The organism is Dyadobacter soli, from assembly GCF_900101885.1.
Taxonomy (GTDB): Bacteria; Bacteroidota; Bacteroidia; order Cytophagales; family Spirosomataceae; genus Dyadobacter; species Dyadobacter soli.
This window is the reverse complement of sequence record NZ_FNAN01000013.1, coordinates 127,974-152,089: the sequence shown is the minus strand read 5'-3', so window position 1 is coordinate 152,089 and position 24,116 is coordinate 127,974. Positions and strand designations below refer to the sequence as shown.

Genomic DNA, 24,116 nt, shown 5'->3' with positions numbered 1-24,116 from the left:
GTGCACGGGACGTCAGAGGAGCTCGATATATCCTTCCGTCCCGTGCACACGTATTTTTTGCCCATCCTGAATGAGCCGCGTGGCATTCTCTACTCCCACCACTGCCGGCAGGCCGTATTCCCGGGCAATCACCGCGCCGTGGGTCATTAAACCGCCCACTTCCGTTACCAGTCCTTTGATCGCGACAAACAGGGGCGTCCAGCTCGGATCGGTGAATGCGGTTACCAGAATATCGCCCGGTTCAAGGTCGGCGTCTTCCATATTCAGTACTACGCGCGCCCGTCCCTCGATCACACCCGCGGAAACACCCAAACCGCCGATAGCCCCTTCTGGCAGGTTTTCGTGGCTGTGCTTGCCCGTAACCACTTCGCCATCGGAGGTCATTACCCTTGGCGGATTCAGTTTTTCAAAGTATCCAAATGCTTCTTTTCGCTGATTAATGAGCTCGTAATCTGCCTTTTGCGTACGTATCAGCTCCCGGATTTCCTCGTATCCGAGGTAGAAAATATCCTCCTTTTCGTGAATCACATGCGCCTTCACGAGCCGCGCAGCTTCTTCCATCAATGCTTTTTTGTACACAAAATACCGGCTTACGATGGCGTACTTGGGATATTCGCGGTAACCCGCCAGGCTTCGCAGCAAGCCGATCATGCGCTTCGTTTCCTCCGCTTTTTGTTCGCCGTCGGGCAATTGCCTGAGCCGGTTCAGCAATTCCGCCTCCTTCCGTGCAGCTTCCTGTTGCCCTTGTTCAAACTTCCGCTTGCCGGCACCGGGCTCCTGGTTTTTGATATTGCTTAAAATCAATGGAATAAGAATGGCCGGTCTTTCACTCCAACGGGTCCGTGTAATATCGATTTCTCCCGCGCAGCGCATTCCATATTTGTCGAGAAATGCATGAATAGCCGCCAAAGCCTCCGCTCCGCCTTCCAGTGCGCCCAGTCCATCCGGAAAATCATTGCCTCCTGCCTCCTGCAAATAGCGGATCACCTCCGGGTAAGGCCGGATAGCATCCGCCACATCCAGCAGCGCGAGCCCCATTTCCGACGTGACATTGTTCGGTACCGATTGCGAAAGCGCATCGGCCATATTCTTTTCGCCCAGCCATTCACTCATTTTTTCATTAATCCAGAATGCTGCATTCATCGACGTCACGAGCACCCCGAAACTCTGCGGATCGGCCTGGCTTTTCCTTTGCTCGAAATCGTCAAGGATGAAGTCGATCAGGTCCGTTCCCGATTTTGTACGGATATTTTCGCTCAATGCTGCTACCGAAGCTTCACTGCGCGCGATCAGCTCGTGTACAATGGAAGGATCATAGGCATTGAGGGTGAAGAAATCATGCGGTGAAGGCCCCTGAGAGGGCTTGGGCGCGTCCGTTTCTTCTGCATTAATTGTGATGAAATCCCTGCGTTCCAGAATGGCCGTCACCGCGGTCTTCACGAGCGGGTCGGACTTGCCGAGCACCTCCATCACCACCCGCCTGCCCGCAGGCGAAACCAGGTCCTGCGCCACATCCACAAACATACGCCCGCCCGCAACATGCATCCGCCGCGGACCCGTAAGCTGCCATGTCGACAGCCCCAGCGGCTTCAAAGCGTCCGTCATCATCTGCTGGTGGCCTACCGAGACATACAAGTGATTTTCACTGTCACCAACCACCGGAATGGGGAATAATGTAGTGATCGGCCGACTTTGTACAATGTAAAATTCATCTTCGGCCACACACCATTCAATATCCTGCGGATGACCGAAATGCGCCTCGATTTTCCTGCCTAGCTCTTCCAGCCGCAGGATCTGACCATCGGTAAGGGTTTGAATATTTTGTTGCTCCGGTTCAACTTCCACTTCTTCCGTGCCGCCGTCCAGCAATGCGTAAATGGCTATTTTCTTGGCAGAAACCTTCTTTTCAATGATTTCGCCATCCCGCACTTTGTAAATGTCCGCATTCACCAGACCCGCCACCAATGCTTCACCCAACCCGAAGCTGGCGTCAATGGACGTCACTTTTCGGTGGGAAGTCACGGGATCAGCCGTGAACAAAATGCCCGACGCCTGCGGAAAAACCATCCGTTGCACCACCACCGCCAGGCTCACTTTACGGTGATCGAAGCCGTTTTGAATGCGGTACGTGATCGCCCGGTCGGTAAACAATGACGCCCAGCACTTGCTGATGTGCCGCAAAATCGCGTCGCTGCCGATGATGTTCAGGTAGGTATCCTGCTGCCCTGCAAATGAAGCATTCGGCAAATCCTCCGCCGTCGCACTCGACCGCACCGCATACGCATGCTGCACCCCGACTTGCGCAACCCAGCCGACTACCTCCTCACGAATAGCATCCGGGATTACAGCCGCTTCGATCGCATTGCGGATCTCGCGGCCGAGTGCGGCGATTTGAGTCCTGTCCGCTGCGGTCAATCGTGAAAGTCGTTCCAACAAATTACCCATCTGCGCCACCGCTATTACCTGCCGGAATGCATCGGTGCTAATACAGAAACCATCGGGTACCCGAATATCCGTGATGCCGGCAAGTTCGCCCAGATTGGCCCCCTTCCCCCCTGTTATTTCAATTTTCGTTTTATCAATATCTGGAAATCCAAGAATGTAAGTCGCCATGTCTCAACTATTTAGTATTGAATTTGCTTGTCGTTTCATTCATCACTTCAATCGCCCTCAAGAAGTAGCTTTCAATAACTTTCAATTCTTCATCCGAAAATGACGCGATCACCGCCGCCGTACTGCTCCGAAAATCCTTGTAGAGCGGCTCGAATACCGCCATAATCTTTTCGGAGTTAGGCTCTACGATCACCTTCCGCCTGTCTCCCGCCCCAAACCGCCTTCTGACCAGGTCTTTTTGTTCAAACCGGTCGATCAGTCCCGTCACAGCGCCGGTCGTAAGCCCCGTAAGTGCCGAAAGCTCCCCTGCCGTCATCTGCCCCTTCTGCATGATAAAACCCAGGTATTTATGGTCGGTACCCGACAGCCCTGCTTGCCTGCCGATTGCCTCATGCATTTGAATGGAATCGAATGCATACTGCTGGCTGAGTTTTCGCACCCGTTCGATTAATTCCTCGCTCATATTTATCTTGATTTCTAAATATCTTAGCAACAAAGATATTTTATTTGGATTAGATGTCAAACATTTGGTGAATTAATATGCTGATTAACCAAAAGCACACCCGGCCATCAGCGATCGGCCGTCGGCAGTCAGCGGTCAGCCGTCAGCGGTCGGCCGTCGGCCGTCAAACACCCCCTCTCGCAAATAATCCCAAAAAAAATAAAAATTTCACAAAACGACCGAGGGTAGTGCGGGCGCAAAATACTCTTATCAATAACCTACTCACATTCTCTGTATGAACCAGAAGTATTCCGTCAAAAACGAGACTGGCACGGGCGAACCGGCTGCACAGACGTCCGGTTTCCCGGAAGTCAGAAAGCTCCCGGCAGACATGGTCGATTCGGAATTATTTATCAAACAGGCATTCGCGGCCGATCCTGCACGTGGGTACGAGCTGCTTTTCAAACGGTATTACAAGCAGCTTTGCAGCCATGCGGTACGGTTTGTGTATGCCCGGGATGTTGCCGAGGACATTGTGGTGGAGGTATTCAGCCAGTTCTGGTCGAAGCAGTTGCATACGGCGGTTACTAGCTCCTACCGGGCCTACTTGTTCACGACGGTGCGGCACGCGGCATTTCACCATATGCGCAGGAATTTTGGCAAAGAGGCCGTCACCGAAGAACTGGGCGACCTGCCGGTAGCCACTCCGGCCAGTTCGCCCCAGCAGGAACTGCAATTCCAGGAGCTGGTATTGAAAATCGAACAGGTCATCCGCTCGCTTTCGCCCCAAAACCAGAAGGTGTTTTTAATGAGCCGGTTCGAGGGCAAGCGGAATGTCGCCATCGCGGAAGAGCTCGGCATTTCGGTTAAGACTGTCGAAGGGCACATTACCAAGGGATTATCCATCCTGCGGAAGGCATTGCAGGACCACGGGCTGCTTTCACTGATCCAGATTTTACTCCTATTCGTCTGACAGCATAACGCTATCGGATATATGTTCATACTGAATTTTACGAAGCATGAAGAAATCACTTCTCTCCAAACAGGTCATCCAGAACTTCTTCGAGGGGAAAACCACGCAGATGCAGAACATTCTGATACAGGAATGGCTGGAAAATCCCGCCCATCGCGAACTGTATTTTCAATGGCTGGATGAATGGGAACTTGAAAATCCGCAGTTCACGCCGGATGTAGAACAGGGCTACCAACGTTCACTGTATACCGTTCAGGATGGCGGTGGTATTCCAATGTCCCCGCGTGCGAATGCGGGCACTTTGCGCGGGCGGCTTTTCGCATTCAAATGGGCCGCAGCGGCATCCGTAGCATTGCTGGTGGGAGCCTACCTGCTTTCCGATTTCTGGTTGTACAAACAATATGAAACCGGCTACGGCGAAATCAGAACAGTGGTACTGCCCGACAGCAGCCGGGTCACATTGAATGCCAATTCCGTGCTCAGCATCCCGCGTTTCGGATTCGGAAACGGTGCCCGGGAGGTGAGGCTGAAAGGCGAAGCCGAATTTGCGGTGAAACATACGGTCGACCATAGCAAGTTCATCGTGCGCACGCCCGACAAGCTAGAAGTGAAGGTATTGGGTACCGAATTCATCGTGTACAGCCGCGAACGCGGTTCCAAGGTAGTGCTGAGCCAGGGAAGCGTGCAGCTACGCTCGCTCAACGAGGTCAATGCGAGACCGATGCTGATGAAACCCGGCGACGTGGCCACGATGTCGATGCAGGGAAGGCTCACTCTCAAACACAGCGTAAGCCTCTCCGCGCACCAGGCCTGGAAGCAACGCCTGTTTATGTTCGAGAACACGCCGGTTTCGGAAATCGCCTACCAGATCAGCGAGCATTTCGGGGTGAATGTGGTCGTGGCGGATTCCACGCTGGCCCGCCGGACGATAGGCGGCACATTCAATGCCAGCGACCCGGCCAATGTACTGAAAGTACTTTCCGACGTCCTCAATGCACGCGTCACGCACACGCCCCCGGGCGGGCACGGGGCCGAAACCTTCGTGCTCGACTCGAATCGTTTGTAATTCCTTAACAATTCATAATCATGACGAAACTATTACACGTTAAAGTTCTGGCAACCTTAATGGTGGGAGGCCTGTTGGGTGGCTCGCCGCTGAAAGCCCAGCTCATGGCCCAAAACCGGCCGAAAAGCAATACGGCACCCACGATCATCCCCGGTAGCCGGATAACACTCCGGGACGCATTAATGCAGGTTAAAAAGCAGTACAAGGTCGATATACTTTTTGAAGAAAAACTGCTGGAAGGCATTTCCGTGACGCCTGCGCAGGTACAGTCGGGGCAAACGATCGAAAGCAAGCTCAGCAACATCCTGCCGTCGGGGCTGCGTTACAAAAAGGTCAGCAAACAGGCCTACCTCATCCTGACTGCCGACGAAGAAGCAAAGCCGGGCGCCCAGCAGATAGAACCGATCACGCCAGAAGAAACTCCGGCCGCACAGCAAACATTCACGATGTCGGCACAACCCAGCGGTTCAACGGTAATGCTGGCCGGCAAGGCGGTCGACAGAAACATCTCCGGCGTCGTGAAAGGCGATGGCGGAGAGTTGTTGCCGGGCGTGAGCGTGCTCATCAAAGGCACCACGCGCGGCAGCACCACGGATGTGGACGGTAAATACAGCATTGCGGTCGATGACGATCCCAAAGCGGAAGTCATACTCGTTTTTTCTTATGTAGGTTATCAAAATCAGGAAGCGGCTGTTGGCAACCGCACGGCCATCGACATTACCCTCGCGCCCGACCTGAAAAGCCTCGAAGAAGTGGTGGTGGTAGGTTACGGAACGCAAAAACGCGAGCAGATCACAAGCGCCATTGCCAGCGTCAAGTCGGAAGATTTTGTCAAAGGCCCGGTGCAGGACGCGGCCCAGCTCATTCGCGGGAAAGTAGCCGGGTTGAGCGTGATCACCCCCAGCGGCGACCCGACTGCCACGGCGCAGATTTCATTGAGAGGTAATGCCACCATCAATGCCAGCTCCGAACCGCTCGTGCTGATCGACGGTGTGCCCGGCACGCTCAATACCGTCGCGCCGGAGGATATCGAGTCGATCGATGTGCTCAAAGACGGCTCGGCGGCAGCTATTTATGGCACGCGCGGTACGAATGGGGTTATTTTGATTACAACCAGGAAAGTAAAGGGTGAAACACCAGCCACATTGGAAGTGAACTCCTATTTCACCACTCAGCGGCTCACACGCAAGCTGGACTTCATGAATGTGGACCAGTACCGCGCGCTGGCCGCCCAGGGCAAACCCGGCGCCATCGATTACGGCCATAGCACCGACTGGCTCGGCGCCGTGACCCAGAAACCGCTCTCGCAAGTGCATAATATCAGCCTGCGAGGCGGCTCGCGCACCACCAACTACATCGTCAGCATGGAGTACCGCCGGCTGAACGGGATTATGAAAAAATCCGACAACGCCACCGTTTTCCCGCGCATCGAGGTAAACCATTCGATGTTCAATGGCCTGTTGAAGATCAATGCAAACCTGAGCGGTTACCAACAGAAGCACTTCTCGATTGACGGCGGTTTCTACTCCGGCCTCGTGTACCGGAATGCACTCACATTCAACCCCACCGAACCTTTGAAGGACGAAAACGGCAAATGGACCGAGCGCACGGACAAGACGGATTACATGAATCCCGTCGCGCTCATCGAGGAATCGCACGGGCTGAACCGCAACAACAACCTCCGCACGTACGGCACTATTTCCCTGGCGCCGGTGGAAGGACTGGAAATCAAGGCATTGTTTGCGCGGGACATGCTTAACAGCACGCGGGGTTATTATGAAACCAAAAACCATTACACTACCGCCCGCAATGGCCGTAACGGGTTCGCATCACGCGGCGCTACACGCTCGCAGGACGACCTTTTCGAATTCACGGCGAATTATAACAAGAGTTTTCACGACCATAACTTCGTGGTCCTGGCCGGCCACACCTGGCGGAAATACAACTGGGAGAATTACTGGATGCAGAACTGGGATTTCCCGACCGACAATTTTTCCTACAACAACATCAACGCGGGCCTAGCGTTGCGTCGCGGACAGGCACCGGAATTGTCAGAGCAGACGGAGAACAAGCTGATCAGCTACTTTTTCCGTGTGAATTACAGTTTTATGAACAAATACCTGCTCACTGCCAGTATCCGTCACGAAGGTTCCTCGCGCTTCGGGGCTAACCATAAATGGGGAAGCTTCCCGGCATTCTCGGTGGGCTGGAACCTGAAAAGGGAGGCATTCCTGGAAAGTTCCAATACCATTTCAAATCTGAAACTCCGTGCAGGCTACGGCGTAACCGGTACGGAGCCCGGCAAATCCTATCTTTCTCTGAACAAAATCAATTTCAATACCAATGTGCTGATCAACGGGCAATGGGTGCAGGCTATCAACCCCGCCAACAATCCTAACCCCGACCTCCGCTGGGAACGCAAAGAAGAAGTGAACGTGGGGATCGATTACGGGTTTTTGAATGAACGCCTCTCGGGTTCCATCGACCTTTACCGCCGCACCACCCGCGACCTGATCGCCGAGTTCCCCGTGCCTACCCCGCCTTATCTGTACGACAAAATCACGGCCAATGCGGCTTCCATGGAGAACAAAGGGATAGAAATCCAGGTGAATGCGATTCCATTACAAACCGCCGCATTCCGTTGGAGTACGTCGGTCAATTTCTCGACCAATGCGAACAAGATCCTGACATTATCGGACGACAAGTTTGCGTTAGCGAGCGGCTATTTCGATACCGGAAACACCGGCGAGCCCATTCAGCAAACCACGCACCGGGTACAGGTAGGCCAGCCGCTCGGTAATTTCTGGGGATTCAAAACCATTGATATCGACGAGTCAGGGCACTGGATCATCGAAGGTAAAAACGGTGAGCCGAAACCCATCGCCCAGCAGCAGGCAGACGACAAGCAGATCATCGGCAACGGCTTGCCCAAGCGCTATTTGAACTGGAATAACACATTGACCTACAAAAACTTCGACCTGAATATCACCATGCGCGGCGCATTCGGCTTCCAGATCCTGAATATGACGGAAATGTTCTGGAGTGCGCCGGTAATGCTCACGCGCGGCAATCTCCGCTCGAATGCCTACGACCCGATTTACGGCAAACGCCCGCTCGCCGACGACCAGTCGCTGAACTACGTAAGCTACTACATCGAAAACGGCAACTACTGGAAGATCGACAACATCACCGCCGGGTATAACCTCCGTGTCAAAAACAAATACCTCAAACATGCGCGCGTGTACCTGTCGGTAGCCAACCTCTACACCATTACCGGCTACAAGGGCATCGATCCCGAAGTGGGCATCACCGGCCTGTTCCCTGGTACCGACGACAAGAACCGCTATCCTGCCACCACAAGCTTTACGGCGGGTTTGATGATCACATTCTAGTTTGTATTCAGTTTAAAAATTCAAAAAAGACTATCTGCAATGAAGCCATTGAAACCCTATATCGGAACAACGCTCCTGCTCATGATCGCTGCGAGCGGCTGCAATAACGACCTGACCGAAAAAATATATTCCGAAGTAACCGAGGATACCTATAATTATTCCAATGCGTACCAGGCCATGAGCATCGCTTACGCCAACATGCGAAACCTCATTTCGCACACACACTGGTACATGGCGCAGGAATCCACTGCGGACGGCATCGTAATGCCCGCCAATGCATCGGGCTGGGACGATGGTGGTATTTACAAGCGCATGCACCTGCACACGTGGAATTCCGAAAACCCGCAGATCAACAGCATGTGGAATACCTTTTACACGGGGATAGTCAATGCCAACCGGTTGATAGAACAGTTGCAAAACGACAAAATCACCATTCCCGCCGGTGTTACCAAAGAGGCATTGATCTCCGAAATGCGGGCCGTGCGGGCATTCTTTTACTGGCTCGTTTGCGATAATTTCGGTGACGCGCCGCTCATCACCGACCGTTCCGACGAGCTGCCTGCAAAAACCGGCAGGAAGGAGATTTACCAGTTCATCGTCAAGGAGTTGACCGAATCCATCCCGAACCTGAGCGAAGAAAAAAACACGCTGCTCTACGCCCGTTTCAACAAATGGGCCGCCAAAACGCTCCTCGCGAACGTCTACCTTAACGCCGGTATTTATGCCGGTGAAACCAAGTGGGAAGAATGCCTGGCGCAATGCAACGACGTGATCGCTTCGGGCAAATACCAGTTAGAAACGGGCCTCTCCGCGCCTTTTGTTACCGAAAATCAAAATTCGCCGGAGATCGTGTTTGCAATTCCTTTTGAAGAAAACCTGGCAGGCGGGTTCAGCGCGCACATGTTTTCGTGGCATGCGTCGCTGAAAAACAAGGTCAATATGCTGGCAACGCCCTGGGGCGCGGGCTCGGCGAAGGGTGTGCCGCAGTTTGTCAATACCTACGACGCGGACGACCAGCGCCTGAAATCGACCTGGATGATCGGCCCGCAGTTCGCCGCCGACGGCACCACGCCGCTCAAAGGCTCCTACGACCAGGCCGGCAAGAATGTGGTGCTCACCAACGAGCTGCCCGACGGCCTCTACACCGGCGAAGCGGAGGGTTACCGTATGAATAAGTTCGAGGTAAAAACGCAGGCGCAGGGCAGTTTGGGCAACGATTTCCCGGTGTTCCGCTACGCGCAGGTGCTGATGATGAAGGCCGAATGCCTCCTTCGCACAGGCAAGGCAAATGATGCCGCCACGGTAGTCTCGCAGGTACGCACGCGGGCATTCGCGGCCAAACCGGCCAAAGCGGCGGTTACCGGTGCGGATTTGCAGAAAGGCAGTGGTTATCAATATGGTTATGTCGAAAATTACAAGGTGGTGGAGCCCGGCGACGCGGCAGCGGTACAGTACGGCAGGATGCTCGACGAGCTGGGCTGGGAATTTGCCTGGGAAGGCTTCCGGCGCCGCGATATGATCCGTTTCGGCGTGTATACGACCAAAAGCTGGCTGTCGCACAAGCCCAACGGCGCATTCAGGGCCGTGTTCCCGATCCCGCAGATCGCCATCAATTCCAATCCCAAACTCACACAAAACCCGGATTATCAATAGAATATGAAGCAAGTGCTGATCGGATGTGTATGGATAATCGCTGCGAACCTTGGCTTTTCCCAATCGGCTGATGCACAAGCCGTGGGAAAAGCCGGTGTTTCGCAGGAGACAATGCAGCAGATTTTTGAAGAAGTAAAAACCCCTTACAAATACGGCGTCGTGATCCCCCAGCCCGACAGCGGACGGATGGTCGACAGCCCGACTGTGTTCCGGAAAGGCGGCGTTTGGTACATGACTTACATTATTTTCGATGGAAAAGGTTACGAAACCTGGCTTTCTAAAAGCGATAACCTGCTGCAATGGACGCATTTGGGCAAGATCATGTCCTTCACCGAAAACACCTGGGACGCCACCCAAAAGGCCGGTTACGTAGCACTCGTCGATACCGAATGGGGCGGCAGCTACGAGCCCGAAAAGTTCTCGGGTAAATACTGGCTCTCCTACCTCGGCGGCTCCGAAAAGGGCTACGAAGCCGGCCGGCTCGGCATCGGCATCGCTACCAGCCCCGATCTCACCCGGCCGAAAGAGGTAACCCGCCAACCAAAACCGGTATTATCGGCCATCGACAAAGACGCCCGCTGGTACGACGACAAAACCATTTACAAAAGCCTCGTCATCCGCGACAAAGCCCGCAAAACCGGCCATCCGTTTGTGATGTATTACAATGGCAAAGGTGAAAAAGGCGACGACAAGGGCAATGGATTTGAAAGCATCGCCATGGCCGTTTCCGACGATATGGTGCATTGGAACCGCACCGGCGACAAACCGCTCATCACCCGCAACACCGGCATCTGCGGCGACGCACAAATCGCTAAAATCGGCGACCTGTACGTGATGTTCTACTTCGGGGCATTCTGGAAACCCGGTGCATTCGAACGCTTCGCCTGCTCCTACGACCTCGTTAACTGGACCGACTGGAATGGAGCCGATCTGATCTCCCCTTCTGAAAACTACGACAAAACCTACGCCCACAAACCATGGGTAATTAAATGGAATGGCGTAGTTTACCACTTTTACAATGCAGTAGGCGAAAACGGGCGCGTCATAGCCTTGGCAACTTCACAAGATTTGAAACACAAAAACACTAACTGACAAAGCCTGACCATGGACCGCCGACCACCGACCGCCGATCGTCGGCCGCCGATTTTTTGATCAATACACCCGACAACACCTGACAACACCTGACCATACCTGACAACACCCAACAACACCCAACAACACCCGACAACACCCAACTAAAACCGACCAATGAAAAAACTCCTGTTCTCAACGGCCCTGCTCATTACCCTGCATGCCAATGCCCAACCTGCCAAGGACGTAACCTACACCCCCGCCAAAGCGCCGCTTAGAAGCAACCCGTACAGCGAGCTCCCGTTAGGCGCCATCAAGCCGCAGGGCTGGCTTAAAGAAATGCTCGTCCGCCAGAAAAACGGCTCCACCGGCAAGCTGGACGAACTGTACCCGCTGGTAATGGGCAAGCGCAACGGCTGGCTCGGCGGCGACGGCGACCAATGGGAACGCGGCCCCTACTGGATCGATGGCCTGCTCCCCCTCGCCTACATCCTCGACGACAAGGAGCTCATCGCCAAAACCAAACCCTGGGTGGAATGGGCCATCGCCAGCCAGCAGCCCGACGGCTATTTCGGCCCGTCGAAAGACTACGGACACGAGCCCGGCGTGCAGCGCGACAACAGCCGCGACTGGTGGCCCAAAATGGTGATGCTCAAAATATTAAAGCAATACTACTCCGCCACCGGCGACCAGCGCGTGCTCACTTTAATGACCAATTATTTCAAATACCAATTGAAAGAATTGCCCTCGAAACCGCTCGATAACTGGACATTCTGGGCCAGGTACCGTGGGGCCGATAACCTGGCGGTGGTATATTGGCTCTACAATATCACCGGCGACAAGTTCCTGCTCGACCTCGGCAACCTCATTCACCTGCAAACTTTCGATTACACCAACGCATTCCTGAACACGGACCTGCTCTCGACCCGCGGCAGCATTCACTGCGTAAACCTCGCACAGGGCATTAAGGCGCCCCTGACCTATTACCAGCACCATCCTGAACAGAAATACCTCGACGCTACCAAAAAAGGGTTTGCCGACATCCGCAAGTTCAACGGCATGGCGCACGGCCTCTACGGCGGCGACGAAGCATTGCACGGCAACGACCCTACCCAGGGCTCCGAACTCTGCTCGGCCGTGGAAATGATGTTTTCATTGGAAAGCATCCTCGAAATCACCGGCGACGTGGGCTATGCCGATATGTTGGAAAAAGTAGCATTCAACGCGTTGCCGACCCAGCATTCCGACGATTTCATGACCCGCCAGTATTTCCAGCAGGCCAACCAGGTGATGATGACCCGCCACCACCGCAATTTCGACGTGAACCACGGCGGTACCGACGTGTGCATGGGCCTGCTCACCGGTTACCCGTGCTGTACTTCCAATATGCACCAGGGCTGGCCAAAATTTGTTCAAAACCTCTGGTACGCGACGGCCGATAAGGGCATTGCCGCATTGGCCTACTCCGCCAGTGAAGCGACTATTAAATTAGCAGGCGGTATCAATGTAGCGGTGAAAGAAGAGACGTCCTACCCTTTTGAAGAAACCATTAAATTTACCCTGAACCCCTCTGCCAAAGCGGTATTCCCGTTCCATTTGCGCATTCCGGCCTGGTGTAAAAAGGGTGTAATTAAGGTAAATGGCAAAACCTGGCTCGAACCGGACGGTAACCAGGTCGTGAAACTGACCCGCGAGTGGGAAAAAGGTGACGTCGTGGAACTGACTCTACCGATGCACATTTTCAAAAACACCTGGGTCGAAAACTCCATTTCCGTCGAGCGCGGGCCGCTTACCTATGCTTTGAAAGTAGGTGAAACTTCGAAATTGGTAAAAAACGACAAAGACCCGATCGACTACGGCACCTCCTACACCGAAGTACGCCCGACTACACCCTGGAATTACGGCCTGATCCTCACGCCGGACGCCAAACTCGAAGAGCAATACAAATGGGAAGTGTCGAAACCGGTTTCCAACTACCCCTGGAACCCTGAGAATGCCCCATTGCAGATCAAAACCAAAGCCCGGCGCATTCCGTCATGGGGATTGTACAATGAAATGGCCGGCCCGATTCCTTACAGTATGACTTATCAATTGGAAACCGAAGACAAGGAAGAAGACATTGTGCTGATACCGTACGGCTGTACCAACCTGCGCATTTCGCAGTTTCCATTGGTACACAAGAAGAAGTAGGATTTTTAGTTTAAAATGAACTTTGAAATGAAACTGACCCCTAAAATATACGTGAGCGCCGCGCTCGTGTGGTGCATACAGGCGACGCCATTCCAGGCTAATGCCCAGCAGCGCATTCAGCCTGTCCAGTTCTCGCAAGTGAACATTACGGACGCTTTCTGGAAACCCAAGCAGGAAAAAGTGGCGACGGCGACGCTGAATGCGTGTATCATTCAAACCGAAGAAAAATCCGGCCGCATTCGCAACTTCGAAAAAGTGGCCCGCAAGCAGGGCGAGAAGCACGAAGGCATTTACTACGACGACAGCGATGTGTACAAAGCCATCGAGGCCATCGCCTACTCGCTGAAAAACCGCCCGGATGCCGCATTGGAAAAGAAAGCCGACGAATGGATCGACAAAATAGCCGCCGCCCAGCAGCCGGACGGCTATCTGAACACCTACTACACATTGACCGACCTCAAACAGCGCTGGACCGATATGGAAAAGCACGAGGATTATTGTGCGGGGCATTTGATGGAGGCAGCGGTGGCTTATTACAACACCACCGGCAAGCGCAAACTGCTCGACGTGGCTATCCGCTTCGCCGACCATATCGACAACACCTTCCGCGTCGCGAACCGGCCGTGGGTGTCGGGCCACCAGGAAATCGAGCTGGCTTTAATGAAAATGTACCATCTCACCAAGGAAGACCGCTATTTGAAACTCGCTGACTGGTTCCTAGACCAGCGCGGCCACGGATACGGCAAAGGCAAGATTTGGGACGAATGGAAAGACCCTAAATACTGCCAGGACGATGTGCCCGTGAAGCAGCAGAAAGAGATCACCGGCCATGCCGTGCGCGCGATGTACCAGTACACGGGCGCGGCCGACGTGGCGTCCGTCACGCAGGACCCCGGTTATATGAATGCCATGACGGCCGTGTGGGAAGACGTGGTCTACCGCAATATGTACCTCACCGGCGGAATCGGTTCCTCCGGCCATAACGAGGGATTCACCGACGACTACGACTTACCCAACGGCGCCGCATACAGCGAAACCTGTGCATCCGTGGGCATGGTATTCTGGAACCAGCGCATGAATGCCCTCACCGGCGACGCCAAATACATCGATGTCCTGGAACGTAGCCTCTACAACGGCGCATTAGACGGCCTGAGCCTCAATGGCGACACTTTCTTTTACGGAAATCCGCTTTCATCGATGGGTAACAATGCCCGCAGCGCCTGGTTCGGGACGGCTTGCTGCCCTTCGAACATCGCGCGGCTGGTGGCTTCGGTGGGGGATTATATTTATGGTAAATCGGAGGGTAAGATATGGGTAAACCTGTTTGTGGCCAGCAATACCAGTTTTCAAATAGGCAAAACGGTGGTACCGCTGCAGGTGACGACGAATTATCCCTGGGAAGGCAATGTAAAAATTAAGGTAACGCCTGCACAAAAGGCCAAATATGCATTGAACGTGCGCATTCCCGGCTGGGCTGCGAACACGCCGGTTCCCGGAGAATTATACAACTTCGCCTCCGCTAATAATGCCAAAATCGAAATACTGCTCAATGGCAAACCGGTGGAGTACAAGACCGAAAAAGGCTATGCCGTCATCGACCGTACATGGCAGAACGGCGACGAAGTCGAGGTAAAACTACCGATGGAAGTACGGCAAATCAAAGCACGCAAGGAAGTGAAGGCCGATGCCGACCGCATCGCATTGCAACGCGGCCCGCTCGTGTATTGCGTGGAAGGCGCCGATAATGCAGGAGAAGTATGGAACCTGCTCGTGCCTGAAAACCCTTCATTTAATACCAAAACCAGCCAGATCCTGAATGAACCGGTAGTAGCGATCCAGGCCAATCTGCAAATTGTAAAAGCTACGCCCGACGGCCTGAACGTAAAACCGGAACCGCAGACCGTGACCGCGATTCCGTATTACACCTGGGCCAACCGCGGCCGCGGCCCGATGCAGGTTTGGCTGCCTGTGAAGATGAAAAGTATCAGGATTGCGGAATAGCGGCATTCTTGTAGCGCCTTACCCGCAATGCAGCCTGTTCTTTGTGCCCCATAAATCCTTCGATTTCGCACAAACGCATGCCATACTCGCCAATGACCACGCTCGCTTCGGGCGTGCAGCGCTGATACGTACAGTTTTTCAGAAACTTTCCGACCCACAAGCCGCCTGTATACCGGGCCGCTCCGTGGGTCGGAAGCGTATGGTTGGTACCGATCACCTTGTCGCCGTATGCCACATTGGTTTCAGGGCCCAGGAACAATGCACCGTAATTGGTCATATTTTGGAGGAAATAATCGGGGTCGCGCGTGAGCACCTCCACGTGCTCGTACGCGAGCTTGTCCGCCTCCGCGAGGGCTTCCGCCTCGTCGGCAACGAGGATAATGCTGCCGTTATCCCGCCAGGCCACGCTGGCAATGTCGGCAGTCGGTAATGTTTCGAGTTGCCGGTCGATCTCTCTCAGTGTTTCGTAGGCCAATTCTTCGGAAGTGGTGATCAATGCGCCGGGTGAAGTCGGCCCGTGTTCGGCCTGGCCAAGCAGGTCGCAGGCAACCATTTCGGCGTCGGCGGTTTCGTCGGCGATCACGAGTATTTCCGTTGGCCCGGCAAACAGATCGATACCGACGCGGCCGTAAAGCTGCCGTTTCGCCTCCGCCACATAAGCATTACCCGGCCCGACGATCATATCCACAGGCTCGATGGTTTCGGTACCCAAAGCCATTGCTACCATCGCTTGCATGCCGCCGAGCAGGTAGATTTCATCGGCGCCCGCCATATGCATCGCCGCGATCGTCGCCGCAGGCATTTGTCCTTTAATCGGCGGCGTGCAGGCAATCACCCGCTTCACACCCGCTACCTTGGCCGTGAGAATGCTCATATGCGCCGAGGCTACCATCGGGTAGCGGCCGCCGGGAATGTAGCAGCCCGCGCTATTGACGGGAATGTTCTTATGTCCCAAAATCACCCCCGGGAGCGTCTCCACTTCGATATCACGAATCGACTCCCGTTGTTTTTGGGCAAAAAACCGGATCTGCTGCTGTGCGAACGCAATGTCGTCTATCACCTGCTGCGGAACAGTAGCGATGATCGAACGGATCTCTTCATCGCTCAACCGGAACGATTCCGGCGACCAGTTATCGAATTTCTCGGAGTATTTCCGGACAGCCGCGTCGCCGTTTAGTGTAATATCTTTAATGACTTCGCTCACGACGGCACGTACTTTTTCGTCAGCCTCGTGTTGTTCAGCGGCACTTTTTCCCGGTTTAATGATTGTTGCCATAATCCTTTTGAACCTGTTTATTTTAATATTTCAAAAGTACAGGCCACGGGCGGCGGTTGCTATTACTTTTATGGGTGATTGTGATACTATCCTTCACACCCTGCACCGCATCTCGTACCGCTCTCGGCTGGATTTAATTGGAAGTTTACCATTTCAAATTAACGAACTGGCCAAATGCAGCGCCGCGAGCTTGAAACCGTGTTTGAGATACACTTTTTGGGCGGTATTATTGGTAAAATCGGTATCGAGTACCAATGCGTCCTGCTTGTTGAGTTTCGCAATTTCGCGGACGTGATCGAGCAGCCGGCTAGCAAGACCTTTTCCCCGGTATGCATCGAGCGTGCAGAGGTCGTCGATGTAGATAATGCTGCCGGTATGCAGCGAGGTCATAAAGCGGCTACCGGCAAAGGCCACACAACGACCTTCGTCGAAAATACCTGCGATGAAATACTTTTCGTTCTGCATCATTTCAGTCACCATTGGCACCCATTTTTCCTGTTCCAAATGCGGCCGCAGCAGCGAAGCCACGTCCCAGCATTGCGCAATTTCGAGCGCTGTCTTTACAATCCTGATTTCAAATTGATCTTCCATATACCTGTTTTTCAGCAAAAGTATAGGGCTGAGAATGAGCGGAAACGTACCAGCATTGAAAAAAGCAATGGCCCAACGAGCCACTATTATCACACGAAAATGCTAACGCGCATTGGGCAAAACCTCCTTCAAAGTTTTCAACGCTTTCAGGATCTCCGCTTCGTTCAGCGAGGCAAAACCCATCCGCAATGCATTGGTAGCGTAGCTTTCGTTTTTGTAAAAATCACCGTCATCGATGTAAAGCCCCTTTCTCCCGGCTTCGTGAGACATTTTGTGCAGATTAATATCGGGCGAAAAGGTCGTCCAGATACCCAAACCGCCTTCGGGCACATTGAAACTGATTTCTTCTTCGAAATCGGACGCCAGTATGTCGCAAAACAAATCCCGGCGCTCCTTGTAGATTTTAAGCGATTTCCTGAAATGCCTGTCAACTTCCCCATTATCGAACATCACCGAAAACGCCTCTTCCATCAGCGTATCGCCCTGCCGGTCGATCAGCTCCCGCAATGACGCCGCGGCCCGGACAAATTCGGTAGAGCCCACCATAAACCCAATGCGCAATGCAGGCGCGAAAGTCTTGGAAATGGAGCCGATGTAGATCACATTCTGGTTGTGATCGATGCTCGCGAGCGGCAGGTAGGGCTTGTTATCATAGTGAAAATCAAAGTCATAATCGTCCTCGATGATAGCGAACCGGTGCGTTTTGGCAAGGTCCAGCAATTTTAACCGGCGCTCGCTGCTGAGTGTGACGGTCGTAGGCAGGTGGTGGTGTGGGATGATGTACACCGCTTTAATGGATGTTGTCGCCAGCGCCTTTTCCAGGTAGTCGATGTCCATGCCGCACGCGTCCACGGGGATGCGCAGGATGTTTCCGCCCGCCTCCCGAAAAGTCTCGTCGGCCAGCAAGTAATTCGAAATGCCCGTCGCGATGGTGTCGCCTGCGCCCAGGAGCAGATGCGCGGCGAGGTAAATGCCCATCTGGCTGCCCTTGGTAATCAGCACGTTTTCAGGCGAAACGGTTAGCCCGCGCGTGTTAGAAAGGTAGTTGGTAATGGAAATGCGAAGGCGTTCGGAGCCCGCCGAGCTACCGTAGCGCAAGAAATTTTTACCATAAAACTTCCTGGAAAGGCTTCGGTACTCACGCATGAGGTGGTCTATCGGGGCGAGCCGCACATCAGGAAAGCCGTCATCGATCGCTAATCCGGCCTTTTGCAGGTCCTTGCTCGGCAACGCATTCCGGAACCGGTTGTGCCAGACAAACGCCTCGTGCGGGCCCAGGTGCGCATCCGGGAGCGGGCGGGACGCAGCGGTGGGAAGCTTCGAATTGACAAATATCCCCTTACGCTCAACCGCCTCGGCCCAGCCCTGGCTCACCAGCTCTTCATAGGCCAGCTTGATCGTATTTCGGTTCACACCGATCAGTTCCGCGAGCGTGCGCGAGCTCGGCAGCATGTCCGAAGGCTGCAATATCCCTTTGGTAATCAATGCAATAAACGCATTACAAACCTGCACGTAAAGCGCAGCCGACGCATTTCGGTCGAGCTGGACGAGCGATTTATAGGGGAGCTTCTGGGCCATTTGTTTTGTTAAAACTGGATCTCAAATGTAGCCCAGATAGCGGATACTTTTGAAGAAAAATTACAGAAATGAAACAATTACTGGTCATTAATTCGAGTGCGAGGATTCATCGATCCCACAGCAGGGGGCTTACCGACGCCTTTGTCGGACATTGGCAGCAGCGCCATCCTGATTCGAGCATTATTTTCCGTGAAATAGGCAACGTACAGGTCCCTCATATCGATGAAAAATGGATTACCGCGGCCTTCAAACCCGCAGCCGCGAGGTCCGGCGAGGATTTGCATATACTGGAAACCAGCGACGCATTCGTGGCTGAATTGAAGCGCGCCGATGTGATCGTGATCGGCTCGCCGATGTATAACTGGTCCATTCCCAGCCCGTTAAAAGCGTACATCGATCAGGTCATGCGGATCCACGAAACCTGGCGCCCCGACCCTTCCAACCAACAAAACCCTTACGCGGGCCTGCTGCATAACAAGACTTTGATCCTGTTGCTTGCCACCGGCGCCGCGGGTTACGGGCACGGCGAATACAACCAACACATGGACCACCAGAGCTCGTACCTCAAAATGATGTTCAATATTATGGGAATCAACGACATACATATCATTTCCATCAACGGCATCTCCACGGCGCCCGACGAGCTGCCGAATGCCATCGAACATTCGACGGAGCAAATCAAAGCACTGATTAACAGAAACTAACCATTTTAAATACCATAACAATGCAAACCAGAATCCACATCGACAAAGCAGAACCGGCAGGTTACAGGGCTGTACTCGGCCTCGAAAAATTCATCGAAAGCACGCCGCTCAACCGCACGCACAAGGACCTCATCAAGATCCGCGCTTCGCAAATCAACGGCTGCGCATTCTGCATCGATATGCACACCAAAGAAGCCCGTAAAGCAGGCGAAACCGAGCAGCGCATTTACGCCCTCAATGCCTGGCGCGACGCTCCTTTCTTTTCGGAGGAAGAGCGGGCCATTCTGGCACTTACCGAAGAGGTGACGCTGATCGGCGACCACGTAAAGGACGAGACTTACGCGCGTGCGGAGCAGTTTTTCGAACCTGCGCAACTGGCACAAATCGTCCTGGCTATCATCACGATCAACGTTTGGAACAGGATCGGCATTACCACCCGGCTCGTTCCCGCATAACCCCAAAATGCATAACAACCTGACTAACTGCGGTTAAATAGCATTCATAATAATTTCATTGTAGTTTGTAATGGCGGAATGAACCTTCAATCCGTCATTATTTTTTATATGGGTACCAGTCCATTCTCCATGCAACCTATGAACCCCAATCCGGCGATCGACACATTTATCCGATACCTTACCGATAAAATCACGCTTTCCACCGAAGAAACAGCGCAAATTGCGCAAGTGTGTATTCCCAAGAAAATCCGCAAGCGGCAGCTTTTGTTGCAGCAAGGAGATGTGTGGAAGTACAATGCATTCGTATGCCAAGGTTTTCTGAGGACCTATTCCATTGATAATAAGGGCAATGAGCATATCCTGAACTTCGCCCCGGAAAACTACTGGACGGGCGACCGCGAGAGCCTGACGACCGGCAAGCCTTCCAGGTTTAACATCGAAGCCATCGAGGATACCGACGTGGTTTTGATTACCAAAGACAATTTCGACCAGCTTTGCCGCACGATCCCGCACCTGAACGACCTCGTCAATGCGATTTTGCACAGAAGCTTCGTCGTGTCGCAGGACCGCATTCATGCCGGCATCAGCCTTTCAGCCGAAGAAAAGTACCAGAAGTTTTTAGATCAATACCCGCAGATTGCCAACCGCATACCGCAGCATATGATCGCTTCCTACATCGGCATCACACCCGAAACGCTCACGCGCATCAGGCGGAACAATACCGGCAGATAACTGATCCGGTCATTTCCATTGACATTTGTTTGTTATTTTTTCAATCAAATGTCAATGGAGCGCGGGCCGTCCGGGCTGCAACTTTGCATCGTCAAACATTTAAAATTTACGACGATGAACAAGACAGTTTTTATTACCGGAACCAGTACCGGTTTTGGTAAACTCACCGCAATCACATTGGCCAATGCAGGCCTTACCGTCATAGCAGGCATGCGCAACACCGCGGATAAAAACCGCGTGGTGGCCGAAGAACTGGGCGCTATCCCGAACATCGAGGTGGTCGAAATAGACCTTACAGACGATGCTTCGGTCAACCGCGCATTTGAAAAGGTTTTGGCTAAACATGGCAAGATCGATGTGCTTGTGAACAATGCAGCCGTGAGCGGCTTTGGTGTATTCGAATCGTACAGCGTGGACAGGATCCGCGAGATGTTCGAGATCAATTTCTACGGGGTCGTCCGTACTTATCAGGCGGTGTTACCTGCCATGCGTGCGGCGAAAAGCGGGCTGATCATCAACATTACTTCCGGCGCCAGCGGCCATACGCTGCCTTTTATGATACCTTACCTGGCCTCGAAATTCGGCGTGGAAAGCATTACCGAGGGCTTGCAGGATGAATTGAAGCAGTTTGGCATCGATAATGTGTCCATCCAGCCCGGCGTTTACCCGACCGAAATGAACACCGGCGCGAAAGCGGGTATCCACGGCAACAAACCCGAAATCGCGCAGCAGTACGACCCGCTGGCTTCGGAGCAGTTCAATGCATTGGGCCAGGGGCTTTTCGGAAAAATGGCTGCTTTCGACATGAACCCGCAAACCATTGCCGACGGTGTCCTGAAACTGATCGGAATGCCGGCAGGCCAACGCCCGTTGCGCTTCCCGCTCGACGCGATTGCGCAGGGTACCGACGTGGAGTTCATCAACGCCCGTGCCGATATCAAGGCTAAGTGGGTATCCGCGTACATGAACTGACGGTAGCGCATTGCTACTTTTCTGCTCATTACTAATACGATCTTTCACAAAGTGGTGGGTTTTGAAAAATTGTATTAGTTTACAAATACAATCCAAAACCCACCGTTATGAAAGCCGTTGAATTCCACTTGCCACAGGACGTCGACAAGTCCTTCATTGTTTTTCGTGAAACGGGTGATTTCTTCCCAGCGCCCTGGCATTACCATGCTCATTACGAATTTGTTATGGTCAATAAAAGTACCGGGCGGCGGATGGTGGGCGATCACATCGGGTATTTTGAAGAAGACGATCTCGTATTTATGGGCTCGCTTCTACCCCACGTGTGGGTCAACGACCCGCTATACCTCGAACGCCGCGCACCGGAGCAGGCGGATGCCCTCGTGATCCATTTCACCGACGATTTTCTGGGAGAGGATTTTATGACTATTCCGGAAATCGACGATTTCAGAAAAGTGCTCAAACTGGCCGATCGCGGTATGGCGTTGCGCGGAGAGACACGCGAGCGCATCAACGCGCTCATACGTGCGATGCCCGCACAGAACGGGTTACAAAGGCTGTCATCCCTGATGTTGATCTTCGATATCATGTCCAGCACTATGGAATTCGACCTTTTGGCAAGCCCGCGCTTCGTGCAGAACTTTCACTACGATTCCTCCGACCGCTTCAAGAAGATTACCGGCTACATTATGCAGAATTTCGACCAGGACATCAGTCTTGCTGAAATCGCGTCGGTCGGAAATATGGGGGTTACCGCGTTTTGTAATTTTTTCAAGGAGCAGTTCCGGGTGACATTTGTGGAATACCTTACCACAGTGCGCATCGGCCACGCCTGCAAGCTCCTCTCCGAGCACGACCGCAATGTCGTAGAAGTGGCTTACGAATGTGGCTTCAACAACCTCGCGAACTTTAACCGGCAATTCAAAAAGCTGAAAAACATGACACCCAGCGATTACCGGAAAACGCTGATCATCCGGTAGTGCCTGGTTTACTAACGGCTGCTGAGGCGCTTTGGGCAAGACCGCCTTTCGTGAAATATAGTATCAGGCCTGTAAACTTCGGATCATCCCGAGCAGCTGTTCGCGGATATGCTCTTCCGCGCCCGGCGCCAGGCAGCTGTACCGGCAGCGCCAGGTTTCATAGCCGCCACGTTCCATCTCGTGCTTCGGCGGCACATAACCCGCATTGCCATTGGCCATTGAAATGGTAAAATAGTTTTCAATGCCTGCCTGCGCTTTCAGATAGAGCCCGGTTTCGGAGAAAAACTCACCGGCCAGGCCGCCTATCACGGCATTCCCGATGCGGATCGCCTGCGCTGGGCATTCACGTATGGCGGGCATTTCGTTCAGCAGCAATTGTTCCCGCGCGTAAATCTGCATTAAACCTTCGTGATCGGGCTCGATCGTCTCGAAACGGGCCGTCGCGATCATTTGCGCAGCTTTTTCCAGCTCTTTCAATGAAGGTTTGACAATGTCACAGGGTACCGGTTGAAACACCGCTTCCAAAGTGGGCTCATCTTGCCATACTAATGCGGAAATGGTTTCGATAACCTTGTCGGCCAGGTCGTGACCGATGTATTCACTCTTTTCAAAATGACCTTTCGGATACCGTTCGCTATCCTGGAAATCCCAGATATTCACATCGCCGCTCGTCCCGTTGCTCATCATTCCCACAAATTCGTCACCCGCATTCAACCGTTCGCGCAGCCGTTCGGAGAAGTAGCCGAAATAATCGGCGGAAATGGTGCCATTCTCCCAATCGCCCACATAATGCAGCGAATAATTGCCCAGAATACTGATCCATCGGCCATCCGTGCCCCGCACAGCCAGGAAGCTCAGCGCCGGGTCGGCAGGCGCCACGCCGTGATCGATCAATGCTTCCGCGCCGAACGGATTGGTTTTGACCCCGTCGGCCCCGCCGGTAACCGGGTTGAGCGGCGCGTAACCGGGTTTCATCGCGTAACGCCGGCACAGCACGTGCTCAGGCACCGCCACAGCCCCGAATGCAATGCGGGCGGGACGAAGGTTTTGCAATGCCTCTTCCACCGCCTGTACAATGCGACCAGGCAGCATTTTCTCGTAAGCGGGATCGATACTGCCCAAATGCACGTCCGCCACCGAACCGGCCGCGTGCGTATGCGTGCTCGCGATAAGCATGTGCGTATGCGGGAGGCCGGTGCGGGCTGTAATGGCCGCTTTCACGCCATCGATGAATTCCTTAGGCATCACGCAAATATCCACCATGACGAGCGCCACCGTGGTATCGCCGCTCCTGAATACCAATGCTTTGGCAAACAAATCGTCGTGAATGTAGGTGGCGTAATGCGTAATAAAGTCGCCGTTAATGCGCGTTCCCAGTGGCGGCGTGGTTTTCACGCGGGCCGCACCAGCCAGAAAGGTGGTCATTGAAG

18 protein-coding genes are annotated in these 24,116 nt (G+C 53.5%); 12 read left to right on the top strand and 6 right to left on the bottom strand.

Going from position 1 to position 24,116, the window contains the following annotated elements:
• Positions 1-12: 12 nt before the first annotated feature.
• Positions 13-2,613, bottom strand: coding sequence for a phosphoenolpyruvate synthase (gene ppsA / locus BLQ88_RS22120; protein WP_090154526.1), 2,601 nt, complete (start codon positions 2,611-2,613; stop codon positions 13-15).
• A gap of 7 nt (positions 2,614-2,620) precedes the next feature.
• The gene (locus tag BLQ88_RS22115; RefSeq protein WP_090154523.1) at positions 2,621-3,076 is read right to left on the bottom strand and encodes a MarR family winged helix-turn-helix transcriptional regulator; all 456 of its coding nucleotides are present in this window, start codon (positions 3,074-3,076) and stop codon (positions 2,621-2,623) included.
• A gap of 274 nt (positions 3,077-3,350) precedes the next feature.
• Here BLQ88_RS22115 and BLQ88_RS22110 point away from each other — a divergent pair, with 274 nt between their 5' ends.
• The 7 genes from BLQ88_RS22110 to BLQ88_RS22080 all read left to right on the top strand — a co-directional run bounded on the left by BLQ88_RS22110 (position 3,351) and on the right by BLQ88_RS22080 (position 15,401).
• The gene (locus BLQ88_RS22110; RefSeq protein ID WP_090154521.1) at positions 3,351-4,028 is read left to right on the top strand and encodes an RNA polymerase sigma-70 factor; all 678 of its coding nucleotides are present in this window, start codon (positions 3,351-3,353) and stop codon (positions 4,026-4,028) included.
• A gap of 46 nt (positions 4,029-4,074) precedes the next feature.
• Complete coding sequence (locus BLQ88_RS22105) at positions 4,075-5,094, top strand: FecR family protein (RefSeq protein ID WP_090154519.1); 1,020 nt, start codon at positions 4,075-4,077, stop codon at positions 5,092-5,094.
• Between the two features lie 20 nt (positions 5,095-5,114).
• Entirely contained in the window at positions 5,115-8,486 is a 3,372-nt protein-coding gene (locus BLQ88_RS22100; protein WP_090154517.1) for a SusC/RagA family TonB-linked outer membrane protein, read from the top strand.
• Between the two features lie 39 nt (positions 8,487-8,525).
• On the top strand, positions 8,526-10,139 hold the full coding sequence (locus BLQ88_RS22095) for a RagB/SusD family nutrient uptake outer membrane protein (RefSeq protein ID WP_090154515.1): 1,614 nt from the start codon (positions 8,526-8,528) through the stop codon (positions 10,137-10,139).
• Between the two features lie 3 nt (positions 10,140-10,142).
• Positions 10,143-11,231: a glycoside hydrolase family protein gene (locus BLQ88_RS22090; RefSeq protein ID WP_090154514.1), complete on the top strand. Its 1,089-nt coding sequence runs from the start codon at positions 10,143-10,145 to the stop codon at positions 11,229-11,231.
• 156 nt (positions 11,232-11,387) lie between these two features.
• Positions 11,388-13,400, top strand: a complete 2,013-nt coding sequence (locus BLQ88_RS22085; protein WP_090154512.1) for a beta-L-arabinofuranosidase domain-containing protein — start codon at positions 11,388-11,390, stop codon at positions 13,398-13,400.
• A 27-nt stretch (positions 13,401-13,427) separates the two neighbouring features.
• Positions 13,428-15,401, top strand: coding sequence for a glycoside hydrolase family 127 protein (locus BLQ88_RS22080; RefSeq protein WP_090154713.1), 1,974 nt, complete (start codon positions 13,428-13,430; stop codon positions 15,399-15,401).
• On the opposite strand, the gene hisD is transcribed toward BLQ88_RS22080, so the two are convergent.
• From hisD to BLQ88_RS22065, 3 genes are all read right to left on the bottom strand, one after another.
• On the bottom strand, positions 15,385-16,677 hold the full coding sequence (gene hisD / locus BLQ88_RS22075) for a histidinol dehydrogenase (RefSeq protein ID WP_090154510.1): 1,293 nt from the start codon (positions 16,675-16,677) through the stop codon (positions 15,385-15,387). The genes BLQ88_RS22080 and hisD overlap by 17 nt on opposite strands.
• A 153-nt stretch (positions 16,678-16,830) precedes the next feature.
• Complete coding sequence (locus tag BLQ88_RS22070; protein WP_143016904.1) at positions 16,831-17,268, bottom strand: GNAT family N-acetyltransferase; 438 nt, start codon at positions 17,266-17,268, stop codon at positions 16,831-16,833.
• 102 nt (positions 17,269-17,370) lie between these two features.
• Positions 17,371-18,846, bottom strand: a complete 1,476-nt coding sequence (locus BLQ88_RS22065; protein ID WP_090154507.1) for an aminotransferase-like domain-containing protein — start codon at positions 18,844-18,846, stop codon at positions 17,371-17,373.
• Positions 18,847-18,914: 68 nt separating this feature from the next.
• Between BLQ88_RS22065 and BLQ88_RS22060 the strand changes: the two genes are divergently transcribed.
• The 5 genes from BLQ88_RS22060 (at position 18,915) to BLQ88_RS22040 (ending at position 22,686) form a co-directional block, all read left to right on the top strand.
• Entirely contained in the window at positions 18,915-19,550 is a 636-nt protein-coding gene (locus BLQ88_RS22060) for an FMN-dependent NADH-azoreductase (RefSeq protein WP_090154505.1), read from the top strand.
• Between the two features lie 20 nt (positions 19,551-19,570).
• On the top strand, positions 19,571-20,005 hold the full coding sequence (locus BLQ88_RS22055; protein WP_090154503.1) for a carboxymuconolactone decarboxylase family protein: 435 nt from the start codon (positions 19,571-19,573) through the stop codon (positions 20,003-20,005).
• 108 nt (positions 20,006-20,113) lie between these two features.
• Positions 20,114-20,737, top strand: a complete 624-nt coding sequence (locus tag BLQ88_RS22050; protein ID WP_218132943.1) for a Crp/Fnr family transcriptional regulator — start codon at positions 20,114-20,116, stop codon at positions 20,735-20,737.
• Positions 20,738-20,851: 114 nt separating this feature from the next.
• A complete protein-coding gene (locus BLQ88_RS22045; RefSeq protein ID WP_090154710.1) occupies positions 20,852-21,709 on the top strand; it encodes an SDR family oxidoreductase in 858 nt (285 codons plus the stop codon).
• A 107-nt stretch (positions 21,710-21,816) separates the two neighbouring features.
• Positions 21,817-22,686, top strand: coding sequence for an AraC family transcriptional regulator (locus BLQ88_RS22040; protein ID WP_090154501.1), 870 nt, complete (start codon positions 21,817-21,819; stop codon positions 22,684-22,686).
• A 63-nt stretch (positions 22,687-22,749) separates the two neighbouring features.
• Here the strand turns inward: BLQ88_RS22040 and BLQ88_RS22035 are convergent, their stop codons facing one another.
• The gene (locus BLQ88_RS22035; RefSeq protein WP_090154499.1) at positions 22,750-24,111 is read right to left on the bottom strand and encodes a hypothetical protein; all 1,362 of its coding nucleotides are present in this window, start codon (positions 24,109-24,111) and stop codon (positions 22,750-22,752) included.
• Between the last annotated feature and the right edge of the window lie 5 nt (positions 24,112-24,116).

What these genes read in the sequence shown, in the direction of transcription:
- ppsA (WP_090154526.1), bottom strand. Translation starts at nt 2,613, where the DNA reads ATGGCGACTTACATTCTTGGATTTCCAGATATTGATAAAACGAAAATT.
- BLQ88_RS22115 (WP_090154523.1), bottom strand. Translation starts at nt 3,076, where the DNA reads ATGAGCGAGGAATTAATCGAACGGGTGCGAAAACTCAGCCAGCAGTAT.
- BLQ88_RS22110 (WP_090154521.1), top strand. Translation starts at nt 3,351, where the DNA reads ATGAACCAGAAGTATTCCGTCAAAAACGAGACTGGCACGGGCGAACCG.
- BLQ88_RS22105 (WP_090154519.1), top strand. Translation starts at nt 4,075, where the DNA reads ATGAAGAAATCACTTCTCTCCAAACAGGTCATCCAGAACTTCTTCGAG.
- BLQ88_RS22100 (WP_090154517.1), top strand. Translation starts at nt 5,115, where the DNA reads ATGACGAAACTATTACACGTTAAAGTTCTGGCAACCTTAATGGTGGGA.
- BLQ88_RS22095 (WP_090154515.1), top strand. Translation starts at nt 8,526, where the DNA reads ATGAAGCCATTGAAACCCTATATCGGAACAACGCTCCTGCTCATGATC.
- BLQ88_RS22090 (WP_090154514.1), top strand. Translation starts at nt 10,143, where the DNA reads ATGAAGCAAGTGCTGATCGGATGTGTATGGATAATCGCTGCGAACCTT.
- BLQ88_RS22085 (WP_090154512.1), top strand. Translation starts at nt 11,388, where the DNA reads ATGAAAAAACTCCTGTTCTCAACGGCCCTGCTCATTACCCTGCATGCC.
- BLQ88_RS22080 (WP_090154713.1), top strand. Translation starts at nt 13,428, where the DNA reads ATGAAACTGACCCCTAAAATATACGTGAGCGCCGCGCTCGTGTGGTGC.
- hisD (WP_090154510.1), bottom strand. Translation starts at nt 16,677, where the DNA reads ATGGCAACAATCATTAAACCGGGAAAAAGTGCCGCTGAACAACACGAG.
- BLQ88_RS22070 (WP_143016904.1), bottom strand. Translation starts at nt 17,268, where the DNA reads ATGGAAGATCAATTTGAAATCAGGATTGTAAAGACAGCGCTCGAAATT.
- BLQ88_RS22065 (WP_090154507.1), bottom strand. Translation starts at nt 18,846, where the DNA reads ATGGCCCAGAAGCTCCCCTATAAATCGCTCGTCCAGCTCGACCGAAAT.
- BLQ88_RS22060 (WP_090154505.1), top strand. Translation starts at nt 18,915, where the DNA reads ATGAAACAATTACTGGTCATTAATTCGAGTGCGAGGATTCATCGATCC.
- BLQ88_RS22055 (WP_090154503.1), top strand. Translation starts at nt 19,571, where the DNA reads ATGCAAACCAGAATCCACATCGACAAAGCAGAACCGGCAGGTTACAGG.
- BLQ88_RS22050 (WP_218132943.1), top strand. Translation starts at nt 20,114, where the DNA reads ATGGGTACCAGTCCATTCTCCATGCAACCTATGAACCCCAATCCGGCG.
- BLQ88_RS22045 (WP_090154710.1), top strand. Translation starts at nt 20,852, where the DNA reads ATGAACAAGACAGTTTTTATTACCGGAACCAGTACCGGTTTTGGTAAA.
- BLQ88_RS22040 (WP_090154501.1), top strand. Translation starts at nt 21,817, where the DNA reads ATGAAAGCCGTTGAATTCCACTTGCCACAGGACGTCGACAAGTCCTTC.
- BLQ88_RS22035 (WP_090154499.1), bottom strand. Translation starts at nt 24,111, where the DNA reads ATGACCACCTTTCTGGCTGGTGCGGCCCGCGTGAAAACCACGCCGCCA.